The organism is Ruegeria sp. D1(2025) (assembly GCF_056536425.1).
In genome coordinates, this window is the sequence record NZ_JBQFPO010000004.1 from 212,961 (window position 1) to 234,130 (window position 21,170).

The following is a 21,170-nucleotide window of genomic DNA, read 5'->3' on the forward strand; positions in this document are numbered from 1 at the left end:
AAGTCGTCTCAGGTCCAGTGAACATCGGCTTCGCCGGACAACGCGGCGCGCGCCTGACCCGGCAAGTCATAAGGGACCGAATTGGCATCACAAAAAGCGATCACCCACGAATCGTCAAGCATCAGAAACTCAAGAACCGACGCCATGAAATCCGGCTCGCCAGCGCGGGCGCGCAGATCGCCGACCGATGCACCGGTCGAACCCAGAAACACCGGTAGAAGTTCCTCGTTACCGACAAGCCAGGTCAGCACATTCAGCGCCAGAGTTTCCGCCGAATTGCCGGAGATTGCCATATTCAAGCCTCGGATCAGAACTTGGAAAGGGTTTGTTAACCAGACTCATAAACACTTTGGCAGCACATGCAATCAACGGTGAACGAATATGTCCGTGCAAGGAACGATCCTTGTCCTAGACGGGGCCTCGACCAATCGCATCATGCTGAAGGTTCAGCTGACTGCGGCGTGGTATCACGTCGTTCAGGGTGAGAAGCTTGAGGGCCTGACACCCCTATTGCGCCGTGTGCGGCCGGATCTGGTGCTGACGGCGCTCGCGCTGGCAGATGGAACCGCCGCAGATGTAAAGCGGTTGATTCAGAAAATTCCGGATCTTGGAGACATCCCCGTGGTTGCCATCGCCCCGCAGAATGACAAGGCGGCCCGACTTGAGGCGCTGTCTGCCGGGCTGGACGACGTACTAGCCCATCCGTTCAAGGACAATTTTCTGATGGCGCGGGTTCGCAGCCTGCTGCGCATGCGCGCGGACGTGCAGGACCTTCAGTTCAAGGAAGATACGCTTCCCATCGGCTTTGCCGAACCTCCCGCCACATTGATCGCACCAACCGCGCCATCGCGGGTCGCAATTCTGGCCCCGTCCCACCGCATAGGTGCGTCGTGGTGCCGGGCTCTGCAGCAGCAGACGCATCATTGCCTTTCCAAACACACCCAATCCAACCTGAAAGACATCCTGTCAGGGCCTGTTCCGGATGCAATTGTCGTGGACCTGAACACCGCGCCCTCTTCCCTCAACGTTCTGGCAGACCTGAGATCGCGCAGCGCCACACGACACACCGTCCTGATCGGCGTTCTGGACAAAGAACACGCGCCCAATGCAGCCGAAGCGCTGGATCGTGGGGCCGACGCAGTTTGCCTGGGCGACTTCTGCGCACGTGAGATTGCGCTGCGACTGGACAGTCTGATTGCCCGCAAGTCCCGCACCGATCAGATGCGCGCCTCATTGCGTCGCGGACTTGCTGACTCATGGGTCGACCCGCTGACAGGTCTAAACAACCGCCGGTTTGCGATGCAGGCCGTAGGCCATATCGTCCGGCAATCCCGGCACACCGGCCGTGGGTGCGCTCTGATGCTGGCCGACCTTGATCACTTTAAGGCAATCAATGACCGGTATGGTCATGCCGCCGGAGACCATGTTTTGACCGAAGCGGCCAGACGCATGCGAAACGCGCTTGGCCCCCGCGGTTTTGTCGCCCGTTTCGGAGGTGAGGAGTTTTTGATCGGGGTGCCTGACGCGACCAATGCGCAGGCATTGAAACTGGCAGATGCGATGTGCAGATCGATCCGCGAAAGGCCCTTTTCGCTGCCGGACCAGAACGGGTTCACCCAAGTCACGACCAGCATAGGCCTGAACGTGTTTCGGCCCCCTTACCCGCAATATCAAACCGAACACGCGCTTCTGGACAGTTTGATCAAATCCGCAGACAAAGCTCTTTATGCTGCGAAAAAAGCCGGTCGCAACCAGATCAGCACCCGGCAAAGCGCGGCGTAACACCGGTTTCAGCGCGCTTTAGTCCTTTTTCTTGTGCCAATGCCCACCGCGTTTTGTCACCTCGTCCAGCCGGTCGGCATACACTGCCCGTTCTGCATCGCTCATTGCGATGACACGCGCCAGCCACTGCCCTTGCAGAGCACCCTGCAATTCCGCCGAAGCCCGCGCCTGCTGCGTCAGCAAAACCTCGACGGCGGCCGGATCGAATGGCACGGTTCGCAAGGCCTGGCTGAGAGCTGCGAAATCCTTTGACCTATGCCGCGATCCCTCTTTGCGCAAACCGGACAGGTCCGACCGCATCGCAGTTCGCTCTGATTTGGGCAATGCCCGGTAAAGGGCCGATCCGAACCCCGGCGGCGCCTTGGCATGATCGCTACCCTTGACCCTCATGAAAGTCCCCAAAGCGACACCGACAATCAGCAAGTTAAGGGCCAGGGACGCAGCCAGAAGTATCGGCATCCAACGGCGTTTTGGCTTGGGTGTTTCGGTCATTCCGTATCCTCCAGGAACACTGCATCCAGGTCCGCCACTTCATAGGTTGCGTCCTGCGAGAACAGATACGTCGCCGGGTCCGGCAGAAAGGCCGGAGCCGAGAACCCGATCCAGACACCCGCCGCACTGGCCGCGACCAGCCCGCCAAGGCCCTGCCAACCACCGATACCGTCCAGAAGGCGTTGCCACGTGCTGCGCCCCGGCGAGACAGGTTTGGCAAGCCGATCCAGTCGAACTTGTTCTGCGTCCGTCATAATCCGAACCGCCAGATCGTCCGGCAGGTATCGACGCCCGGCTCTGGCCTGCGCAAACAGTTGATTCAGCTCGGTATCATCATCAGCCATCGTCATACCCCAGTTCGTCCCGGCGCCCGGCAAGATATCCCGCCAAGGCGCGTTTTCCGCGTGCCGTCAGGCTTTCGACCGCTTCTACAGATATGCCCATGATCCCGGCAATCTCGGGGTTGGGCAGCTCTTCGATATGCCGCAATACAACTGCCTGTCGCTGCCGTTCGGGCAGATGAGACAGGGCGGATTGGAGCGCGTCTTTTCGGGCCTCGTCCTGCATGCGTTCAACCACGCTTGCGCTGTCATCCTCGGGATCGACACCTTCGGCCAGCCTGTCAGGCTGTTTCTTGCGGCGCAAGTCAACGCACAGGTTCAGCACAACGCGATACAGCCAAGTTGAAACCTTGGCCTGCCCCGGCATCCAATCCGGCGCCATCTGCCAAAGGCGCATCATCGCGTCCTGCGTGACATCTTCGGCTTCGGCTCGGTTGCCCAGCATCCGCAGGGCGACGGAAAAACAGCGCGGGCCAAGCCGGTCAGTCAAAACACGCGCCGCCGCCGCGTCGCCGGCGGCAAACCGCTCCAGCAACGCATCGTCGCCGATTGCGTCCGCGGCGCAAGTCCCGCCGCGAACGTCTTGCGTTGAGGAGGTCAGATCCTCCATCCCGCATCAGCTGTCGTCAGAGTCTGCCTTGCCACGTTTCTTGTGGTGCCGACCCATTCTGTCTTTTGCATCCGCAAATTCCTGCTCCGAGATCGTTCCGTCATCATTCGCATCGATCCGGTCAAACATCTTGTCAGCCCGGCGCGGTTTCGGCAACTCATCCGTGGTCAGGAAACCATCGTTATTGGCGTCGTGTTCTTCAAACATACTTGCAATACGGTCGCTGGCCTTTTTCTGCGCTGCCGCCTGCATCTCTTCGACGCTCAACTGGCCGTCCCCGTTGGCATCCGCATCGGTAAATCGCTGATTGCGATGGGCCAGCATTTCGTCTTTCGTAACCTGCCCGTCGCCATTCGCATCCAGTTCCTGAAACGACACCGGTTCCCCGTTTTTCGACCCTGCGGCCAAAGCCGTCGTGCCTGTAATCGCAACTGCCGCAACAACAATTGCCGAAATGAACTTTGCGCTGTGCATGTCGTGTTTCCTTTTTTCGCGCGACCCCATTGCCGCTGCTTATGGTGTTAAAACGGGACAACCGCAGATTTCCGTCGCAGGAAACCAAATTTTTTTTTGACCATTTTTCGCCGGATGCGGTCATTGCGACGCACCCCCCTTTCAAGCAGACCCAAAGATGCGCAATATATGCGACATTCGAATGCGCGAGTTTTCATCATGACGGATCATACGATCGACACCACAACTCCTCAGGATCGTGAGACCTGGCCCGCACTGGTCAGAGGCTTTCGTTGCCGTTGCCCGAAATGCGGACAAGGCAAGCTGCTGCACAGCTACCTCAAGGTCAACGACAGCTGCAGCAATTGCGGGCAGGAACTGCACCACCACCGGGCGGATGATGGCCCTGCATACCTGACCATTCTGATTGTAGGCCACTTGCTCGCGCCCGCGCTGCACGTCTCATATGTGCACTGGCGCCCTGATCCGCTGACGATGGCCCTGGTTTTCGCCATTGGCTGTACGGTTCTGACCCTTGCCTTGCTGCCCAGGATGAAGGGGGCCGTCGTGGCCTATCAGTGGGCGCGGCGGATGCATGGGTTCGAACGAGCCCGGTGACGGACAGGCATGACCACAGACAAAACTGCAATTCGCAACGCCGCAACCGTAATTGTCCTGCGGGACAGAATGACCGAGCCATCAATTCTGATGGGCCAGCGCGGGGCCAAAGCGGCTTTCATGCCGAACAAGTTCGTTTTTCCTGGCGGTGCAGTCGATGCCGCGGATGGTGATGTTCCGCTTGCCACGCCGCTGACTTCAAAGTGCCACGGCCGTCTGGCCGAGCGGGCAGAGACAAATTTGCAGAATGCGCTGGCTTCGGCCGCGATCCGCGAGCTGTGGGAAGAAACCGGCCTGATCCTGGGGCAACCGGGCACCTGGCCCGGAGACATCCCTGAAGACTGGCAGGGCTTTGCCGAGATGGGTTTTCGGCCCTCTGCGCAAGGCCTGCAGTTCGTGTTTCGCGCACTGACGCCGCCGGGCCGCCCCCGTCGCTTTGATGCGCGGTTCTTTCTGGTTGATGCCGATGAGGTACAAGGCGATCTGGACGATTTCAGCCATGCCTCGGACGAGCTGTCGCACCTGCAATGGGTCAGGCTGGATCAGGCGCGTGATTTTGACCTGCCCTTCATCACCGAAGTTGTTCTGGCCGAGATCGCTGCACGGGTCGCGGACACATCACCCCCGGCCTCTGTGCCGTTTTTCCTGAACAACGAAGAGGCCAGCCTGTTTCTGCGTCTCAAGGGCTATCCCATGCCCGAAGCAGACTGACCCGTCCGCTTATTTCATCCGGCTGATGACAACGGTAACTTCGGGCTTTTTCCCGATCTCAGTTTTTGTGCTCTGACGCACAATCCGTCGCATCGCTTCTTCCAGCTTGTCATCATCGCGCAGGGTTTTGGCCTCGGCCCGCATCAGGAACTGGTTCAGATCCTCCTCCAGCACCTCGACCAGCGCCGCGCGTGACGACCCAAGCTCCGGCAGGCCCATGGTGTCACACCAGGGCTCGCCCAGCGGTTCATCTTCATCCAGAATAACCGTCACAGTCACGTGGCCATTCAGCGCCATGCGAATCCGGTCTCGCACAACCCCATCCAGCGCGCCAATCTTGACGGTTCCGTCCAGATAGGTTCGACCGGTTTCCACGTAGTCCGCAACCTCGGGCGTATCCCCGGTCAAGTCCAGCATGGTCCCGTTCACGGCCAGCATACCGGTTCGGCCGCCCGCCTCGGCCAGTTTCGCATGTTCGCGCAGATGCCGGTGTTCACCGTGCATCGGGATGACCATCTTTGGGTTCATCAACTCGTGCACCCGCTCAAGGTCAGGGCGGTTGGCGTGGCCTGAAACGTGATACAGACCCGAACTGTCGTCCACCACGTCCACGCCCTTTTCGCTCAGCTGGTTCATGATGAAAATCACGCCCCGCTCGTTGCCGGGAATGGTTTTGGAGGAAAACAGAAACAGGTCGCCGTCTTTCAACTCAAGTCCGCGATACTTGCCACGCGCCAGCTGTGCGCTTGCGGCGCGGCGTTCACCCTGGCTGCCGGTCACGATCAGCATGAGGTTCTGACGTGGCATATCCACCGCCTCTTCGGCGCTGACGACGCGGGGGAAGTCCGAAAGGATGCCGGTTTCCGTCGCGGCCTCGATCATGCGGCGCATGGCGCGCCCCAACAGAACAACAGACCGCCCGGCCCGTTGACCGGCCTCGGCCAGGGTTTTGACCCGCGCGACGTTTGAGGCGAATGTGGTCGCGACGACCATTCCGTCGGCCTCTTCGACCAGTCGTGTGATTTCGGGCCCGACTTCACTTTCCGAGCGTCCGGGATGGGCAGAGAATACGTTTGTACTGTCACAGACCAGCGCCTTGACGCCGGGATTGGCTACTTCGGCCCACAGATCGGGATCGAAGGCTTCGCCGACAACAGGGTTGGCATCCAGTTTGAAATCGCCCGTATGCACGATCCGGCCAGCCGGGGTGTCGATCACCAGCGCCGCACTTTCGGGGATGGAGTGTGAGACCGGCAAAAATCCGACCGTAAACGGACCCACCTGAATCTGTTCAGGCCAGGCAGACGCTGTGCGCACCGCGTCCTCCGGATGGCCGTATTCCTCCATCTTGCGGCGCGCGATATTGGCGGTGAAGGCCCGCGCATAGATCGGCGCGTTCAGCGCGTCATAACAATGCGCAACCGCACCAACATGGTCTTCGTGCGCGTGGGTCACGAATACCGCGTCCAGCCGGTCCGCACGTTCCCGCAGCCATGAGATATCGGCATGGATCAGGTCAACGCCCGGGGTGGTATCCATATCCGGAAACGTCACGCCCAGATCCACAAGGATCAGCCGTTCCTCTCCCGGTTTGCCATACCCGTAGACATAGGCGTTCATGCCAATCTCACCCGCGCCGCCCAGCGGCAAATATATCAATCTTTCGCTGCTCATGCCGAGCCGTTTTCCTTGTTGTAGCGATGTATCACGGTCAGACCGTGCATCGTCAGATCATCCTCGATTGCGTCGAACCCCACGTCGGCCTGATCGAACAGAGGTGCAAGCCCACCGGTTCCAACGACTTTCATCGGCATTCCGTATTCAGCCTTGATCCGGGAAATCAACCCTTCGATCAGCCCGGAATAGCCCCAATACACGCCGGACTGGATACAGCCAACCGTATTTGTCCCGATCACTTTTTCCGGGCGGGTTATGTCGATATGCGGCAATGCCGCCGCGCCCTGATGCAATGCCTCAAGACTCAGGTTCACGCCGGGGGCGATGATGCCGCCGACATAGGCACCATCTGCGGCCACAACGTCGAAGTTGGTCGCAGTGCCGAAGTCCACCACCACGACATTGCCGCCATGCCGATCAAAGGCACCGACGGCATTCGCCAGCCTGTCCGGCCCCGGAACCGTCCCCTCATCCACGCGTGGGGGCACGGGCAGCAGACAGTCCGGCCGGCCCACGACCAGCGGGCGGCAGTCAAAGAAACGGTCCGCAAAAACCCGCAGGTTGAACACCACACGCGGTACGGTCGAAGCGATGATGACATCGGTGATTTCCGCTTCGATCCCATAGTGTTTCACCAAGGTCGAGTACCAGGTGAAATACGCATCAGCCGTACGGGCGTGATGGGTCGATGTGCGCAGGGTGCACAGGAACTTCTCGCCATCCCAGATCGAGAAAACGGTATTCGTGTTGCCGCAGTCGATAGCCAGAAGCATGTACGCCTCCCTCAGAAAAACACATCGGCCGCAGGAATGCTCACCCGGCCTTTCGCGGTGTTTAAGACAAGGTTTCCTGTCGCGTCTACAGTTTCGAAGGTTCCAACCGTTTCTGACGCTGCGGTCCGGGCGGTAATAACCTCGCCCAACCGGGCCGCACGGGACAACCATGCCTTTCGGATCGGATCAAACCCAAATGTGACAAACTGCGTTTCGTACCGCGCATAGGCCGCGGCCATTTCCGTCAGGAAATCTTCGGGCGACACCTGCGCCCCTGTTTCCGACAACAACGATACGGGCCGAACAGCGCCCGGTTCGACCATATCCGCTCCCGGAGCTTCGGTCAGGTTGACGCCGATGCCGATCGCCAGATGCGACACCTCGCGCCCGTGGCCGGTGCTTTCCAGCAATATGCCGGCCAGTTTACCGCCGTTCAGCAGAACGTCATTGGGCCATTTCAACGACAAACCGATCGCCCGGCCTGAAACAGCGACGCATGCATCGAACAGGGCCAGAGCAGCCACAAAGCTCCGCAGGGCGGATTGTTCCGGGTTGCCCTGTGGGCGCATCAGCAAGGTCGCCGCCAGATTACCTTTCGGATTGGCCCAAACCCGTCCCCGTCTGCCCCGCGCCGCCGTCTGGCGATGGGCCATGATCCAGACAGGCCCCTGCGCAGTCGGAGCAATCCGGGCCGCTTCGTTCAGGGTGCTGTCCACCTCCTGCACAACATGCAGGCCGTATCCGGTGGGCCACCCGCTCATGTCAAAAAGGCCCGGTCACAAGACCGAGCCTCCTGAATGTTGCGAAAGGGAAGATCAGTTGACAAGTGTCGCCGCCGCAGCCGCAGCCGCCCCCTCGATCCCGAACTGGTAGAACACGCCAATCAGCATGAGTGCCGCCGACCCCATCAGAGCGACCCACAGAACCGGTGTGGAATGTGTCTCGATCGGTTCTTCGTTCTCTTCACCGAAGTACATGTAGAACACGATCCGCAGATAATAGAAGGCACCAATGACCGAAGCGATGGCCGACACAATGACCAACCCGGTCAACCCCGCGCCGACACCGGCCTGCCAGACGCCGAACTTTGCGAAGAAGCCCAGCATCGGCGGCACCCCGGCCAGGCTGAACATGAGGATCAGAACGGCCAGTGCCTTGCCCGGATCGCGCTTGGAGTATTGGCGCAGAGCGTCAATGTCGGTGACCGGTTTGCCGTCACGCTCCATCATCAGGATGAAGGCAAACGTGCCGATGTTCATGGTCACATAGATTGCCAGATACATCAGCATCGCCTTGACGCCCATTTCCGTGCCTGCAGCCAGGCCGATCATCGCGTAACCCATATGAGCGATTGATGAAAACGCCATCAGTCGCTTGATGTTGCGTTGTCCAATCGCGGCAACCGCACCCAGCAGCATCGACAGAACCGAAAGCAGCACAATCACCTGCTGCCAGTCTTTTACCACGCCACCAAAGGCGTCATGCATCAGTCGGGCAAACAGCGCCATAGCGGCCACTTTCGGAGCGGTGGCAAAGAAGGCCGTAATCGGCGTGGGCGACCCTTCGTAAACGTCCGGTGTCCACATGTGGAACGGCACGGCCGACACTTTGAACGCAAGCCCAGAGATCAGGAAGATCAGACCAAACAGAAGGCCAATCGAGACATCGCCGTGGTGAACCGTCTGGATAATGCCCGAGAACAGCGTGGTGCCGGTGAAACCATAGACCAGCGACGCACCGTAGAGCAGCAAGCCCGAACTCAGCGCGCCCAGAACGAAGTATTTCAGACCGGCTTCGGTCGACTTTGCACTGTCACGACGCAGGGCGGCCACCACATAAAGCGACAGCGATTGCAGTTCCAATCCCATGTAAAGGGACATCAGGTCGCCGGCACTGACCATCATCATCATGCCAACAGCGGCCAGGGCCACCAGCAAGGGGTATTCAAACCGCAGCAGACCGCGGCGGGTCATGTAATCCTGGCTCATCACCAGAACGGCAGCGGCCGACAACAGGATTGCAACCTTGGCAAAGCGCGAGAACCCGTCATCCACGAACATGCCGTTGAACGCGACATTGGTGCCGTCGCCATTTGTGGCAATCCAGAAGGACAGCAGCGCCATCAGACCTGCCGTCGCCCAGACCAGAACCGGCGCCAGCCCGTCTTTCGTCGTATAGACAGCCCCGATCAGAGCAGCCATCGCATACACGGCCAGAACGATTTCCGGCAGGATTATTGTCAGATCAGCCTGGATCATGTCTCCAAAGCTCCCTTAATGCGAGGCGGCCGTCTGGGTCGCGGCCTCAGCCGCGGCCAGAGCCGTGTCATAGTTCGAAATCAATGCAGCGGTCGATTGGCCGATCACATCTGTCACCAGCGACGGGTAGACACCCAGCAGGATGGTCATCACGATCAGCGGCGCAAAGATCAGCCGCTCGCGCGAGCTCATGTCTGTCATTGCCTTCAGGCTTTCCTTGATCAGGTCGCCAAAGACAACACGGCGATACAGCCACAGCGCATATCCGGCCGAGAAGATTACACCGCTTGCGGCGACCGCAGTCACCCAGGTGTTGACTTGGAATGCACCCATCAGGGTCAGGAATTCGCCAATGAACCCAGAGGTACCCGGCAAGCCGACATTGGCCATGGTGAACAGCATGAAGACCAGCGCATAGGCGGGCATCCGGATCACCAGACCTCCGTACGCTTCGATGTCGCGGGTGTGCATCCGGTCATAGATTACTCCAACGCAAAGGAAGAGCGCCGCCGAGATGAACCCGTGGCTGAGCATCTGGAAGATCGCGCCGTCAATACCCTGCTGGTTCGCCGCGAAAATCCCCATAGTCACAAAGCCCATGTGCGCAACGGATGAATAGGCGATCAGCTTCTTCATATCCTCCTGCACCAGCGCAACCAGCGAGGTGTAGACAACCGCGATGGCCGACATCCACAGCACCAGATCGGTCATCACCGCCGAGCCCACGGGGAACATCGGCAGGCTGAACCGCAGGAAACCGTAGCCGCCCATCTTCAGCAGGATCGCCGCCAGCACGACCGAGCCCGCAGTCGGGGCCTGCACGTGCGCGTCCGGCAGCCAGGTGTGGACCGGCCACATCGGCATCTTCACGGCAAATGATGCAAAGAACGCCAGAAACATCAGCGTCTGCATACCGCCGACAATGTAGATGCCCAGAACGCTGAACCCTTCGGACGAGAACTGATGCGTCATCAGCGCCTCGATATCCGTGGTTCCCGCGTCCGAATACATCGCGACCATCGCCACCAGCATCAGTACAGAGCCGAGGAAGGTGTAGAGGAAGAATTTGAAGCTGGCGTAGATGCGATCCTTGCCGCCCCAGATGCCGATGATCAGGAACATCGGGATCAGACCCGCCTCGAAGAACAGGTAGAACAACACCAGATCCAGCGCCATGAACACGCCCAGCATCAGGGTTTCCAGCATCAGGAAGGCAACCATGTATTCTTTGACGCGGGTCGTCACATTCCAGCTGGCCAGAATGGTCAGCGGCATGATGAAGGTGGTCAGCAGCACGAACAACACGCTGATGCCATCCACGCCCATCTTGTATTTCAGGCCCATCAGCCATTCACCCTCTTCCACCATCTGGAAGCCGGTGTTGGACGGATCAAAGCCGGTATAGATGCCGATCGACACCAGGAAGGTGACAGTGGTCGCCAGCAGTGCGATCCATTTCGCATTGCGCTGTGCCGCGGCATCATCGCCTTGCAGGAACAGTGCCAGAATACCGGCCGCCGCTGCGGGGATGAAGGTCACGATGGAGAGGATATTATCCATTAGTGTGCGCCCCCGCCAATCGACATCCAGGTGATCAGGGCTGCGATGCCCAGTACCATCCAGAAGGCGTAAGTAAAGATGTACCCCGTCTGCGCCTTGCCTGCGAGGCGGGTAAAGAAGGGAACTACGCCCATGGCAACCCCATTCAGGAAGCCGTCAATCGTGTTGCCGTCACCGCGTTTCCACAGGAACCGCCCCAAAGCCACGGTGGGTTTGACGAAGATCGCGTCGTAGATCTCGTCAAAGTACCATTTGTTCAGCAGGAACAGGTACAGCGGACGCTGGTTCGCCGCCAGCCGCGCCGGCAGCGAGGTGTTCACGATGTAGAACCAGTAGGCGACGACAAAGCCCAGCAACATCGCAACGAAGGGCGAAACCTTGACCCATTTCGGCGCCGCATGTGCATCGTCTAGAACGTGATTGTCCGGTGCGATATACAAGGCGCCCTCACCTGGTTCTCCGGCAAAGACATAGTGGTGGTCGCCGCCTTTTGCGTCCTTGTCACCATGAGCGGCATCTTCGCCATGCGCTTCATCCGCGTGCGCTGTATCCGCATGAGCTTCTTCAGCTTCGTCACCGTGATGCGCATCGGCAGTGCCATCAGCCACATGCTCGGAATGCGTTTCGGCGTCGTGACCTTCCGCATGCTCCGAGGCTTCGGCCACGGGGATGCCGTAGAACTTGCCGACCTTGTCGGTATGCCCAAAGAAGGGGCTGTACCAGAGCATCCCGGCAAAAACCGCGCCAAGTGACAGAACCCCAAGCGGCACCAGCATTGTCATCGGGCTTTCATGCGCGTGATCATGAGTATGCTTGTCGCCGCGCGGGTCGCCATAGAAGGTCAGGAAGATCAAACGCCAGCTGTAGAACGAGGTGAACATCGCCGCTATGACCAGCATCCAGAAGGCATAACCCGTGCCGCCCGCATAGGCGCTTTCGATGATGGCGTCCTTGGACAGGAAGCCGGCAAAGCCGAATGTCGTCAGCGGGATGCCCACGCCGGTAATGGCCAGCGTACCGATCATCATCGCCCAGAAGGTATAGGGGATCTTTTTCCGCAGACCGCCGTATTCCGTCATCTCCTGCTCGTGATGCATCGCGTGGATCACCGAACCCGCCCCAAGGAACAGCAGCGCCTTGAAGAACGCGTGCGTCAGCAGGTGGAACATGGCCGCCGAGTACATGCCGACACCAGCGGCCACGAACATGTATCCCAACTGAGAACATGTCGAATAGGCGATAACGCGTTTGATGTCAGTCTGCACCAGACCCACGGTCGCCGCGAAGAATGCGGTCGAGGCCCCAAGGAAGGTGATAAACCCGGTCGCACCCGGCGCGAACTCCATCAGCGGCGACATGCGGCAGACCAGGAACACACCCGCCGTCACCATGGTCGCGGCATGGATCAGCGCCGACACAGGCGTCGGGCCTTCCATCGCGTCCGGCAACCAGGTGTGCAGGATCAACTGCGCCGACTTGCCCATCGCGCCGATGAACAGCAGGACACAGATCACTTCGATCGCAGTCCACTCACCCCACAGGAAATGCAGCTTTTCTTCGGCCAAAGCCGGAGCTGATGCAAAGATGTCCGAGAAGTTGATGCTGTCCGTCAGGAAAAACAGCGCGAAAATCCCCAGCGCAAAGCCAAAGTCACCCACTCGGTTGACGATAAAGGCTTTCATCGCGGCCGCATTGGCGCTGGATTTGCGATAATAGAACCCGATCAGCAGATAGGATGCGACGCCCACGCCTTCCCAGCCAAAGAACATCTGAACCAGATTGTCCGCTGTCACCAGCATCAGCATGGCGAAGGTGAAGAAGGACAGATAGGCAAAAAAGCGCGGCTTATAGCTCTCGCCCTCGCGCCATTGCGGATCGTGATCCATGTAGCCGAAGGAATAGAGGTGAACCAGCGCCGAGACCGTCGTCACCACAATCAGCATGATCGCGGTCAGGCGGTCCAGACGTATGGCCCAGCTTGTCGACAGCGAACCGCTCTCGATCCAGCGCATGATCTCGATCTGCTGAGTCACACCGTCAAAGGTGAAGAAAACAATCCACGACAGCAGACAGGCCAGAAACAGCAGGCCCGTCGCGGTCCACATGGCGGCCTTCTCGCCAATGAACTTCCAGCCGAACCCGCAGAGCAGCGCGCCCACCAGCGGGGCAAAGAGGATGGTGGTTTCCATGTTCTCTTACCCCTTCATCATATTGACGTCTTCAACCGCGATGGTGCCGCGGTTGCGGAAGAAGCAGACCAGAATGGCCAGCCCGATCGCCGCCTCAGCCGCCGCCACGGTCAGCACAAACAACGTAAACACCTGCCCGACCAGATCGCCGAGGAAGCTGGAAAACGCCACGAGGTTGATATTCACCGCCAACAGCATCAGTTCGATGCTCATCAGCAGGATGATGACGTTCTTGCGGTTCAGGAAGAGACCGAAGATGCCGATGACGAACAGCGTCGCCGCGACCGTAAGATAGTGTTCAAGTCCGATCATCGTCTCAAAGTCCCTGCCCCGGTTTCACGTCCTTCAACTCCATCGCCTGGGCTGGGTCGCGCATCATCTGGCCGACGATGTCCTGACGCTTGATGTCCTGACGGTGGCGCAGGGTCAGCACGATGGCGCCGATCATGGCCACAAGCAGGATCAGGCCCGCCAGTTGGAACAGAAGGAAGTATTGATCGTATAGAATGACGCCCAGCGCCTCGGTGTTGTGGCGGTCTGCCGGAACCGGCTGTGCCAGATTGGCCTCAACGCCTTGCGCGCTGTCCCATGCTCCGAACGCCATGACGAACTGCATCAGAATGACCAGACCGATCAGCAGGGCCAGCGGCATATAGCGCGCCATCTCGGCCTTCAGCTCGGCAAAGTCTACGTCCAGCATCATTACCACGAACAGGAACAGCACCGCCACCGCGCCCACATAGACGATAATCAGCAGCATCGCCACGAACTCGGCCCCCAGCAGCACGAACAGCCCCGCCGAGGACAGAAAGGACAGGATCAGCCACAGCACCGAGTGCACCGGCTGGCGGCTGATCACCGTGAACAGCCCGCCGGTAATGGCGCTGATGGCAAAAAGATAGAAGGCAAAGACGGTCATTGATCCTCATCCTCGTTGTCGCCCATGACCTCTTGCGCCAGATCCAGCGCGCGGGTCATGGCCGGGATGCCGGCAAAGACCGACATCTGACCGATCGTTTCCACGATCTCTTGTTTCTTGGCGCCGGCTTCCAGAGCATGACGCACGGTCTGGCGCACGGCCGAATCCGCTTGCGCACCCTGACAGGTCAGCCCGGCCAGCGTCAGCAGCAGACGGGTTTTGGCATCCAGACCGTCCTTGTTGACGGCATTGCCGAACATCATCTCCATGACTTCTTTGGGCATGGTCGGCCACAGCGCCTCGAATCCCTTGGGCGAGAAACTCTCCATCGCCGGGTTCATCGCCTTGGCCATGTCCTGAGCCTGCTTCATCATCAGCTCGAAGGGATTTGTCGGGCTGTCACTCATCGGTACGGCGCGTCCATTTCCAGATTGCGGGCAATCTCGGCTTCCCAGCGCTCGCCGTTATCCAGCAGTTTTTCCTTGTCATAGAACAGCTCTTCCCGGGTTTCGGTGGCAAATTCGAAGTTCGGGCCTTCGACGATTGCATCGACCGGGCAGGCCTCTTGGCAGAAGCCGCAATAGATGCACTTGGTCATATCGATGTCATAGCGCGTGGTGCGGCGGCTGCCGTCCTCGCGCGGTTCGGCATCGATGGTGATGGCTTGCGCCGGACAAATCGCCTCGCACAGTTTGCAGGCGATGCAGCGTTCCTCGCCATTCGGATAACGGCGCAGGGCATGCTCACCGCGGAAACGTGGGGACAGAGGGCCCTTTTCATGCGGGTAATTCAGGGTGGCCTTGGGCGCGAAGAAGTACTTCAGCCCCAGTTTCATACCGACCCAGAAGTCCTGCAGCAGGAAATACTTGGCAGCGCGGGTGTAGTCGATGTTTGCCATATCAGCCTCCTACGCTCCAACGGGCGAATGCACCCCAGAACCAGTCGAATTTCGCCGCAAAAGCCACGAAGACCACCCAGGCCAGCGAGAACGGCAGGAACACTTTCCAGCCCAACCGCATCAGCTGGTCATAGCGGTAGCGGGGCGTGATCGCCTTGACCATTGCGAAGATGAAGAAGAAGAACGCCATCTTGGCGACCATCCACAACACGCCGTCCGGCAGGCCCGGGATCGGGGACAGCCAGCCGCCGAAGAACAGCAGCGAAGTCAATGCGCACATCAGGAAGATGGCGATGTACTCTCCCGCCATGAACAGCAGGAAGGGCGTTGCCGAATATTCGACCTGATAGCCGGCAACCAGTTCCGATTCCGCCTCGGGCAGGTCGAAGGGCGGGCGGTTGGTTTCGGCCAGCGCCGAGATAAAGAACAGGAACACCATCGGGAAATGCGGCAGCCAGTACCAGCTGAAGAAGCCGAACGAGCCATCCTGCGCCCGAACGATATCACCGAAATTCATCGAACCGGTCGAAATGATGATGCCGATAATTATCAGGCCGATCGAGACCTCATAGGAGATCATCTGCGCGGCGGACCGCAGCGAGCCCAGGAACGGGTACTTTGAGTTCGACGCCCAACCGCCCATGATCACGCCATAAACTTCCAACGAAGACACGGCGAAGACATAGAGGATGGCGACGTTGATATCCGACAGAACCCAGCCATCGTTGAACGGGATCACCGCCCAGGCGATCATCGCCAGAACGAAGGACGTCAGCGGCGCAAGGATGAAAACCGTGCGGTCAGCGCCCGCCGGGATCACGACCTCTTTCACCACATATTTCAGCGCATCCGCCACCGATTGCAAAAGGCCATAGACGCCGACCACGTTGGGGCCGCGGCGCATCTGGACAGCAGCCCAGATCTTGCGGTCGCCGTAGACAAGGAACAACAGCGAAATCATCACAAAGGCAACGACTGCAAGCACTTGCGCCAGAATGATGATGGCTATTCCGCCTGGGGTGTTAAAGAAATCAGCCATTGGTCCTCACACCGTGGGTATTCCGTTTTCCGCGAACGATGCAAAGGCCACGTGCCTGCGCAAACTGCGGCTGGGTCGGCGCGTTGGTGTAAACAGCATCCGCCGCCCATGCGCCACCCTTAATCTTGGGTTTCACACACAAATCAGGCGCAGCATACTGCCACCCGGCAGTCGCGTTGGCCCGCGATATGAAACAGCTCTGGTTCATTCCGCCGCGATCTTCTCGGCCTTGCGTGCCTGCGCCTGCGCCGAAAGCTCGGCCATCAGCTGCGAGGCCCGCGCAATCGGGTTGGTCAGGTAGAAATCCTTGACCGCGTTGCGGAAGGTCGCCGTGCCCAACGGGCCGGCATCCAGCGGCTGAACTTCATTTTCGACCACCTGATCGATCTGGGCCAGGTGCGGAACCGCTTCGACAAGCGCGGTGCGCAACTGCGCCAACGAGTCGAAGGGTAGCGTAGCACCCAGCTCGGCCGACAGGGCACGCAGGATCGCCCAGTTCTCTTTCGCCTCACCGGGCGCGAACCCGGCGCGCATGGCCAGTTGCGGGCGGCCTTCGGTGTTCACGAACAGGCCGTTTTCCTCGGTATAAGCGGCACCCGGCAGGATCACGTCGGCGCGATGCGCGCCGCGATCACCATGGCTGCCCTGATAGATCACGAAGGCGCCCTCACCGATCTCGACCTCGTCCGCGCCGAGGTTGTAGATCACGTCCGCCGCTGAAACGGCATCCATGCCACTTTCGTTGGTCGCATCCACATCCATCGCACCTACGCGCGAGGCGGCGGTATGCAGAACGATCAGACCGCTTTCCGTGTTTGCAGCAATGGTTTGTGCGGCGGCCAGAACGGCGGCGCCGTCCGCCTCTTGCAACGCACCTGGGCCAATAATGACCAGCGAGCGTTTGCCCTTGATCGTATCGTCGCCACCCATGTCCACGACCTTTTGCAGCGCCGTGCGGTCATCACCCACATGGTGATACTCATAGGTCAGGTCCACAGCGGGACCTACCAGTGCAACCTCGGCCCCGTGCGCCCAGGCCCTGCGGATCCGGGCGTTCAGAACCGGAGCCTCGTCACGCGGGTTTGTGCCGATCAGCAGAATGCGTTCAGCAGCGTCAATATCCTCGATCGCCGCAGTCCCGGCATAGGCCGCACGATTGCCCGCAGGCAGTTTGGCCCCGTCGGTGCGGCATTCAACAACACCACCCTGCCCTTCGATCATCTGTTTCAGAGCAAACGCAGCCTCGACCGGAGCCAGATCACCGACGATCCCAGCCGGTTTCTCGGCCCCTTTCAGCGCCTCGGCGGCCTTGGTCAGCGCCTCAGACCAAGAGGCCGGGCGCAGCTTGCCGTTCTCGCGCACATAAGGCTTGTCCAGACGCTGACGGCGCAGGCCGTCCCAGACGAAGCGGGTTTTATCGCTGATCCATTCTTCGTTCACGCCATCATGGTTGCGCGGCAGGAAACGCATCACTTCACGGCCCTTGGTATCGACGCGGATGTTCGAACCCAATGCATCCATAACGTCGATGCTCTCGGTCTTGGTCAGCTCCCACGGCCGCGCAGTGAAGGCATAGGGCTTCGACGTCAGCGCCCCGACCGGGCACAGATCGATAATGTTGCCCTGCAGGTTCGAATTCAGCGTCTGGTTCAGGTACGACGTGATCTCGGCATCCTCACCACGCCCGGTCTGGCCCATCTGGGTGATCCCGGCGACTTCGGTGGTGAAGCGTACGCAGCGGGTACAACTGATGCAGCGCGTCATCGCGGTGCCGACCAGCGGTCCAAGATCCAGATCATCCACCGCCCGCTTGGCTTCCTTGAAGCGCGTGCCCGACAGACCATAAGCCATCGCCTGATCCTGCAGGTCGCACTCGCCGCCCTGATCGCAGATCGGGCAATCCAGCGGGTGGTTGATCAGCAGGAACTCCATCACGCCTTCACGGGCCTTCTTGACCATGGGCGAGTTGGTCTTGACCACCGGCGGCTGTCCTTCCGGCCCCGGGCGCAGATCGCGCACCTGCATCGCGCAGGAGGCAGCCGGTTTCGGCGGGCCGCCAACAACCTCGACCAGACACATCCGGCAGTTTCCGGCAATCGACAGGCGCTCATGATAGCAGAAGCGCGGCACTTCGACTCCGGCCTGTTCACAGGCCTGGATCAGGGTCATCGCACCATCGACTTCGATATCCTGCCCGTCGATATTGATCTTGCGGAGGTCAGACATTCTCTAGTTCGCCCTCAAATACACGCCAATGGCGCTGTTTCTTTCGATTTCCGTCTGCCCCAGTGAGCAGAAGGACTTGGGGTTGTCATAAGACACACCGTTCTGGGCCAGATAAGCCTCGCCCTTGGCGCGCATCCGGTCCTTTTCGGAATCCGAGTCCACATAGGCGCGGATTTCCTGATCCGAGTACCCCAGTTTGTTCGCTTTGGATCGCAATCCCCACATCACTCCGATCGCCTTCATCCGGCGCCCGCTGATCGACGGGCACTGTTCCGAAATCTCGTTTGCGATGGCGATGTAGTAGAGTTCGTTGTCGATCTCTTTGACATCCCTCAAAGGCGGCTTGGCCTCTGCCATTATCGGGAAGGTTAATACTGAAATCAGAGCAACTGCCTTCGCGCCGAGCGTGATCCTTCCGTTCGGTATGGAAGGTCCACAACGAAGTTTTCTCCGGGCGCTAAGCAATAGCTGCCCGGTCAATCCGCCGCGATATGAAAAACCCTGCTTCATGGTCTCTGGCAGGTTCCTGCAAATGTCAGTTTGTCATCCGCTATGCGCAGATTCTGAGGTGCCGTATCAGGTCCGACCTTCCAGGCGATCCTGGACGATCCGAAGTTCTGAATACAGAACTTGGTACCCTCATAACGGCCGGCTTCGAGCGCGCCGTCCAACGACGCGGAAACACCTTTCACGGTCACGGTGAACTCGGCCGGCATGGCCTTTTTGTTTACCGCTTTCGCCTTGGCCCGGAAGGATTTGCCATCGAACGTGACCCGGTCATCCGGAGGTTTGACAAGGCCGCATGCCGTCACAAGCGACAAAGCCGCAACCGCCACTGTCAGCATCGATGCAGCCCTTGGCTTGCTGGTCGTATTTTCGCGTGCACCTGTCGACATCAGAACGCCGCCACCAATGCCATGAGACCGGTAAGGAACATGCAGGACCATGCCACGACGTACAGCACGGAACGCAAACCGCTGTTGGGTTTGCCGACGCCGCGAATATGGACGAACAACATGACCAGTCTGGCAACCAATGCCACCGATGCAAAAAGGTTGACCCAGAACGGGCTTACGCCCATCAAAATTGCGGCAACTGTAACAGCCAGAAACGCAGGCAGCGTCTCGGTACCATTCAGATAGGCCCGGTTCAGGCGGTAAGCCTTGTCCGAATAATCCTGATCCGGTGTCGCCCCCGGAGCCAGCCCTTTTCCCTGTTTGGCCAGCGCGGTGAACGGTGACAGAAACAGAACAACCAGGGTGAAAATCACCAATGCGGCGATTGCGTGGGAATATTCGGCATAGATTTCCATTGAGTTCACTCCGCAGCCATCGCACCCATGCGGCCCGACTTCTGAGCCTTGATGCGATCCTCGATTTCTTCACGGAAGTTGCGGATCAGGCCCTGGATCGGCCAGGCCGCCGCGTCGCCAAGGGCGCAGATCGTGTGGCCTTCGACCTGTTTGGTCACGTCGAACAGCATATCGATCTCTTCCAGTTCCGCCTCGCCTCGAACCAGGCGGTCCATGACGCGCATCATCCAGCCGGTACCTTCGCGGCAGGGCGTGCACTGACCGCAGCTTTCGTGCTTGTAAAACTTTGACAGACGCCAGATCGCCTTGATGATGTCGGTGGACTTGTCCATCACGATCACGGCCGCCGTGCCCAGGCCAGATCCCAGATCGTTGCGCAGATGATCGAAATCCATGATCGCATCGCGCATGTTCTCACCGCGCACACAGGGAACGGACGAACCGCCCGGGATCACCGCCAGAAGATTGTCCCAACCGCCGCGTATACCACCGCAATGGGTTTCGATCAGCTGTTCGAACGGGATCGACATGGCCTCTTCAACCACGCAGGGGTTGTTCACATGGCCAGAGATCGCAAACAGCTTGGTGCCCGCGTTGTTCTGGCGGCCGAAGCCCGCGAACCAGTCGGCCCCACGGCGCAGTATCGTCGGCACCACAGCAATCGATTCCACGTTGTTCACCGTGGTCGGACAGCCGTAAAGACCCGCACCTGCCGGGAACGGAGGTTTCATCCGCGGCATACCCTTCTTGCCCTCAAGGCTTTCGATCAGGGCGGTTTCTTCACCGCAGATATAGGCCCCGGCACCGTGATGCAGGAACAGGTCGAAATCCCAGCCCGAACCAGCGGCGTTCTTTCCCAGCAAGCCAGCGTCATAGGCCTCATCAATCGCGGCCTGCAAAGCCTCACGCTCGCGGATATATTCACCACGCAGGTAGATGTAGCAGGTGTGCGCGTTCATCGCGAAAGACGCGATCAGGCAGCCTTCGATCAGCGTATGCGGATCATGGCGCATGATCTCGCGGTCCTTGCATGTGCCGGGCTCGGATTCATCCGCATTCACAACCAGATAGGCCGGGCGCCCATCGCTTTCCTTTGGCATGAACGACCATTTCAGACCGGTCGGGAAACCCGCACCACCACGACCACGCAGGCCCGAGTCCTTCATCGTCTGGATGATCCAGTCGCGCCCCTTTTCGATCAGGCCAGCGGTGCCGTCCCAATGCCCCCGGGCCTGCGCGCCTTTCAGCGTGCGCTCATGCATCCCGTAGATGTTGGTAAAGATCCTGTCCTGATCCTTCAGCATCATTCGTT

General features: G+C 59.5%; 24 protein-coding genes. 3 read left to right on the forward strand and 21 right to left on the reverse strand.

Annotation, left to right across the window (positions count from 1 at the left end; translation table 11 throughout):
- Nucleotides 1-8 precede the first annotated feature (8 nt).
- Nucleotides 9-293 carry a DUF3572 domain-containing protein gene (locus tag ACR1XU_RS12240; RefSeq protein ID WP_170615403.1) on the reverse strand — a complete coding sequence of 95 codons (285 nt, stop codon included), beginning with the start codon at nt 291-293 and terminating at the stop codon, nt 9-11.
- 88 nt (nt 294-381) lie between these two features.
- Between ACR1XU_RS12240 and ACR1XU_RS12245 the strand changes: the two genes are divergently transcribed.
- Nucleotides 382-1,782 carry a diguanylate cyclase gene (locus ACR1XU_RS12245; RefSeq protein ID WP_480905223.1) on the forward strand — a complete coding sequence of 467 codons (1,401 nt, stop codon included), beginning with the start codon at nt 382-384 and terminating at the stop codon, nt 1,780-1,782.
- Between the two features lie 18 nt (nt 1,783-1,800).
- Here the strand turns inward: ACR1XU_RS12245 and ACR1XU_RS12250 are convergent, their stop codons facing one another.
- The 4 genes from ACR1XU_RS12250 to ACR1XU_RS12265 are packed head-to-tail and all read right to left on the reverse strand — an operon-like array spanning nt 1,801 to nt 3,699.
- Nucleotides 1,801-2,274: a periplasmic heavy metal sensor gene (locus ACR1XU_RS12250; RefSeq protein WP_480905226.1), complete on the reverse strand. Its 474-nt coding sequence runs from the start codon at nt 2,272-2,274 to the stop codon at nt 1,801-1,803.
- A complete protein-coding gene (locus ACR1XU_RS12255; RefSeq protein ID WP_480905229.1) occupies nt 2,271-2,618 on the reverse strand; it encodes a hypothetical protein in 348 nt (115 codons plus the stop codon). Before ACR1XU_RS12255 ends, ACR1XU_RS12250 begins: the two co-directional genes overlap by 4 nt.
- The gene (locus tag ACR1XU_RS12260; protein WP_480525254.1) at nt 2,611-3,225 is read right to left on the reverse strand and encodes an RNA polymerase sigma factor; all 615 of its coding nucleotides are present in this window, start codon (nt 3,223-3,225) and stop codon (nt 2,611-2,613) included. Before ACR1XU_RS12260 ends, ACR1XU_RS12255 begins: the two co-directional genes overlap by 8 nt.
- A gap of 6 nt (nt 3,226-3,231) precedes the next feature.
- Nucleotides 3,232-3,699, reverse strand: coding sequence for an EF-hand domain-containing protein (locus ACR1XU_RS12265; protein WP_480905232.1), 468 nt, complete (start codon nt 3,697-3,699; stop codon nt 3,232-3,234).
- Nucleotides 3,700-3,897: 198 nt separating this feature from the next.
- Here ACR1XU_RS12265 and ACR1XU_RS12270 point away from each other — a divergent pair, with 198 nt between their 5' ends.
- Entirely contained in the window at nt 3,898-4,296 is a 399-nt protein-coding gene (locus tag ACR1XU_RS12270; RefSeq protein WP_321254036.1) for a DUF983 domain-containing protein, read from the forward strand.
- Nucleotides 4,297-4,305: 9 nt separating this feature from the next.
- The gene (locus tag ACR1XU_RS12275; RefSeq protein WP_170615390.1) at nt 4,306-5,007 is read left to right on the forward strand and encodes an NUDIX hydrolase; all 702 of its coding nucleotides are present in this window, start codon (nt 4,306-4,308) and stop codon (nt 5,005-5,007) included.
- Nucleotides 5,008-5,016: 9 nt separating this feature from the next.
- Here the strand turns inward: ACR1XU_RS12275 and ACR1XU_RS12280 are convergent, their stop codons facing one another.
- From ACR1XU_RS12280 to nuoF, 16 genes are all read right to left on the reverse strand, one after another.
- The gene (locus tag ACR1XU_RS12280) at nt 5,017-6,681 is read right to left on the reverse strand and encodes a ribonuclease J (protein WP_480905236.1); all 1,665 of its coding nucleotides are present in this window, start codon (nt 6,679-6,681) and stop codon (nt 5,017-5,019) included.
- The gene (locus ACR1XU_RS12285; protein WP_170615386.1) at nt 6,678-7,457 is read right to left on the reverse strand and encodes a type III pantothenate kinase; all 780 of its coding nucleotides are present in this window, start codon (nt 7,455-7,457) and stop codon (nt 6,678-6,680) included. The genes ACR1XU_RS12280 and ACR1XU_RS12285 overlap by 4 nt, the downstream gene beginning before the upstream one ends.
- Before the next feature lie 11 nt (nt 7,458-7,468).
- Nucleotides 7,469-8,218, reverse strand: coding sequence for a biotin--[acetyl-CoA-carboxylase] ligase (locus ACR1XU_RS12290; RefSeq protein ID WP_480905239.1), 750 nt, complete (start codon nt 8,216-8,218; stop codon nt 7,469-7,471).
- Between the two features lie 54 nt (nt 8,219-8,272).
- Nucleotides 8,273-9,715, reverse strand: a complete 1,443-nt coding sequence (gene nuoN, locus ACR1XU_RS12295) for an NADH-quinone oxidoreductase subunit NuoN (protein ID WP_170677812.1) — start codon at nt 9,713-9,715, stop codon at nt 8,273-8,275.
- 15 nt (nt 9,716-9,730) lie between these two features.
- Nucleotides 9,731-11,275: an NADH-quinone oxidoreductase subunit M gene (locus tag ACR1XU_RS12300; RefSeq protein WP_170615380.1), complete on the reverse strand. Its 1,545-nt coding sequence runs from the start codon at nt 11,273-11,275 to the stop codon at nt 9,731-9,733.
- Nucleotides 11,275-13,464: an NADH-quinone oxidoreductase subunit L gene (gene nuoL / locus ACR1XU_RS12305; RefSeq protein ID WP_480915610.1), complete on the reverse strand. Its 2,190-nt coding sequence runs from the start codon at nt 13,462-13,464 to the stop codon at nt 11,275-11,277. Before nuoL ends, ACR1XU_RS12300 begins: the two co-directional genes overlap by 1 nt.
- Nucleotides 13,465-13,470: 6 nt before the next feature.
- Nucleotides 13,471-13,776: an NADH-quinone oxidoreductase subunit NuoK gene (nuoK, locus tag ACR1XU_RS12310; protein ID WP_005984024.1), complete on the reverse strand. Its 306-nt coding sequence runs from the start codon at nt 13,774-13,776 to the stop codon at nt 13,471-13,473.
- A 4-nt stretch (nt 13,777-13,780) separates the two neighbouring features.
- On the reverse strand, nt 13,781-14,383 hold the full coding sequence (locus ACR1XU_RS12315; protein ID WP_480908540.1) for an NADH-quinone oxidoreductase subunit J: 603 nt from the start codon (nt 14,381-14,383) through the stop codon (nt 13,781-13,783).
- The gene (locus ACR1XU_RS12320) at nt 14,380-14,790 is read right to left on the reverse strand and encodes a carboxymuconolactone decarboxylase family protein (RefSeq protein ID WP_480908542.1); all 411 of its coding nucleotides are present in this window, start codon (nt 14,788-14,790) and stop codon (nt 14,380-14,382) included. The genes ACR1XU_RS12315 and ACR1XU_RS12320 overlap by 4 nt, the downstream gene beginning before the upstream one ends.
- Complete coding sequence (gene nuoI, locus ACR1XU_RS12325; protein ID WP_480908543.1) at nt 14,787-15,281, reverse strand: NADH-quinone oxidoreductase subunit NuoI; 495 nt, start codon at nt 15,279-15,281, stop codon at nt 14,787-14,789. The genes ACR1XU_RS12320 and nuoI overlap by 4 nt, the downstream gene beginning before the upstream one ends.
- A 1-nt stretch (nt 15,282) precedes the next feature.
- Nucleotides 15,283-16,320, reverse strand: a complete 1,038-nt coding sequence (nuoH, locus tag ACR1XU_RS12330; RefSeq protein WP_170615372.1) for an NADH-quinone oxidoreductase subunit NuoH — start codon at nt 16,318-16,320, stop codon at nt 15,283-15,285.
- A gap of 204 nt (nt 16,321-16,524) precedes the next feature.
- Nucleotides 16,525-18,546: an NADH-quinone oxidoreductase subunit NuoG gene (gene nuoG / locus ACR1XU_RS12335; RefSeq protein WP_480908545.1), complete on the reverse strand. Its 2,022-nt coding sequence runs from the start codon at nt 18,544-18,546 to the stop codon at nt 16,525-16,527.
- 3 nt (nt 18,547-18,549) lie between these two features.
- A complete protein-coding gene (locus ACR1XU_RS12340) occupies nt 18,550-18,903 on the reverse strand; it encodes a DUF5333 domain-containing protein (protein ID WP_480908547.1) in 354 nt (117 codons plus the stop codon).
- A 149-nt stretch (nt 18,904-19,052) separates the two neighbouring features.
- Nucleotides 19,053-19,442 (reverse strand): hypothetical protein, encoded by a 390-nt coding sequence (locus tag ACR1XU_RS12345; RefSeq protein ID WP_480908549.1) that lies wholly within the window; start codon nt 19,440-19,442, stop codon nt 19,053-19,055.
- Complete coding sequence (locus ACR1XU_RS12350) at nt 19,442-19,858, reverse strand: MAPEG family protein (protein ID WP_480908551.1); 417 nt, start codon at nt 19,856-19,858, stop codon at nt 19,442-19,444. The genes ACR1XU_RS12345 and ACR1XU_RS12350 overlap by 1 nt, the downstream gene beginning before the upstream one ends.
- A gap of 5 nt (nt 19,859-19,863) precedes the next feature.
- Nucleotides 19,864-21,162: an NADH-quinone oxidoreductase subunit NuoF gene (gene nuoF / locus ACR1XU_RS12355; RefSeq protein ID WP_321254057.1), complete on the reverse strand. Its 1,299-nt coding sequence runs from the start codon at nt 21,160-21,162 to the stop codon at nt 19,864-19,866.
- Between the last annotated feature and the right edge of the window lie 8 nt (nt 21,163-21,170).

Coding starts and splice junctions, on each gene's coding strand:
- ACR1XU_RS12240 (WP_170615403.1), bottom strand. CDS start 293: ATGGCAATCTCCGGCAATTCGGCGGAAACTCTGGCGCTGAATGTGCTG.
- ACR1XU_RS12245 (WP_480905223.1), top strand. CDS start 382: ATGTCCGTGCAAGGAACGATCCTTGTCCTAGACGGGGCCTCGACCAAT.
- ACR1XU_RS12250 (WP_480905226.1), bottom strand. CDS start 2,274: ATGACCGAAACACCCAAGCCAAAACGCCGTTGGATGCCGATACTTCTG.
- ACR1XU_RS12255 (WP_480905229.1), bottom strand. CDS start 2,618: ATGGCTGATGATGATACCGAGCTGAATCAACTGTTTGCGCAGGCCAGA.
- ACR1XU_RS12260 (WP_480525254.1), bottom strand. CDS start 3,225: ATGGAGGATCTGACCTCCTCAACGCAAGACGTTCGCGGCGGGACTTGC.
- ACR1XU_RS12265 (WP_480905232.1), bottom strand. CDS start 3,699: ATGCACAGCGCAAAGTTCATTTCGGCAATTGTTGTTGCGGCAGTTGCG.
- ACR1XU_RS12270 (WP_321254036.1), top strand. CDS start 3,898: ATGACGGATCATACGATCGACACCACAACTCCTCAGGATCGTGAGACC.
- ACR1XU_RS12275 (WP_170615390.1), top strand. CDS start 4,306: ATGACCACAGACAAAACTGCAATTCGCAACGCCGCAACCGTAATTGTC.
- ACR1XU_RS12280 (WP_480905236.1), bottom strand. CDS start 6,681: ATGAGCAGCGAAAGATTGATATATTTGCCGCTGGGCGGCGCGGGTGAG.
- ACR1XU_RS12285 (WP_170615386.1), bottom strand. CDS start 7,457: ATGCTTCTGGCTATCGACTGCGGCAACACGAATACCGTTTTCTCGATC.
- ACR1XU_RS12290 (WP_480905239.1), bottom strand. CDS start 8,218: ATGAGCGGGTGGCCCACCGGATACGGCCTGCATGTTGTGCAGGAGGTG.
- nuoN (WP_170677812.1), bottom strand. CDS start 9,715: ATGATCCAGGCTGATCTGACAATAATCCTGCCGGAAATCGTTCTGGCC.
- ACR1XU_RS12300 (WP_170615380.1), bottom strand. CDS start 11,275: ATGGATAATATCCTCTCCATCGTGACCTTCATCCCCGCAGCGGCGGCC.
- nuoL (WP_480915610.1), bottom strand. CDS start 13,464: ATGGAAACCACCATCCTCTTTGCCCCGCTGGTGGGCGCGCTGCTCTGC.
- nuoK (WP_005984024.1), bottom strand. CDS start 13,776: ATGATCGGACTTGAACACTATCTTACGGTCGCGGCGACGCTGTTCGTC.
- ACR1XU_RS12315 (WP_480908540.1), bottom strand. CDS start 14,383: ATGACCGTCTTTGCCTTCTATCTTTTTGCCATCAGCGCCATTACCGGC.
- ACR1XU_RS12320 (WP_480908542.1), bottom strand. CDS start 14,790: ATGAGTGACAGCCCGACAAATCCCTTCGAGCTGATGATGAAGCAGGCT.
- nuoI (WP_480908543.1), bottom strand. CDS start 15,281: ATGGCAAACATCGACTACACCCGCGCTGCCAAGTATTTCCTGCTGCAG.
- nuoH (WP_170615372.1), bottom strand. CDS start 16,320: ATGGCTGATTTCTTTAACACCCCAGGCGGAATAGCCATCATCATTCTG.
- nuoG (WP_480908545.1), bottom strand. CDS start 18,546: ATGTCTGACCTCCGCAAGATCAATATCGACGGGCAGGATATCGAAGTC.
- ACR1XU_RS12340 (WP_480908547.1), bottom strand. CDS start 18,903: ATGGCAGAGGCCAAGCCGCCTTTGAGGGATGTCAAAGAGATCGACAAC.
- ACR1XU_RS12345 (WP_480908549.1), bottom strand. CDS start 19,442: ATGTCGACAGGTGCACGCGAAAATACGACCAGCAAGCCAAGGGCTGCA.
- ACR1XU_RS12350 (WP_480908551.1), bottom strand. CDS start 19,858: ATGGAAATCTATGCCGAATATTCCCACGCAATCGCCGCATTGGTGATT.
- nuoF (WP_321254057.1), bottom strand. CDS start 21,162: ATGCTGAAGGATCAGGACAGGATCTTTACCAACATCTACGGGATGCAT.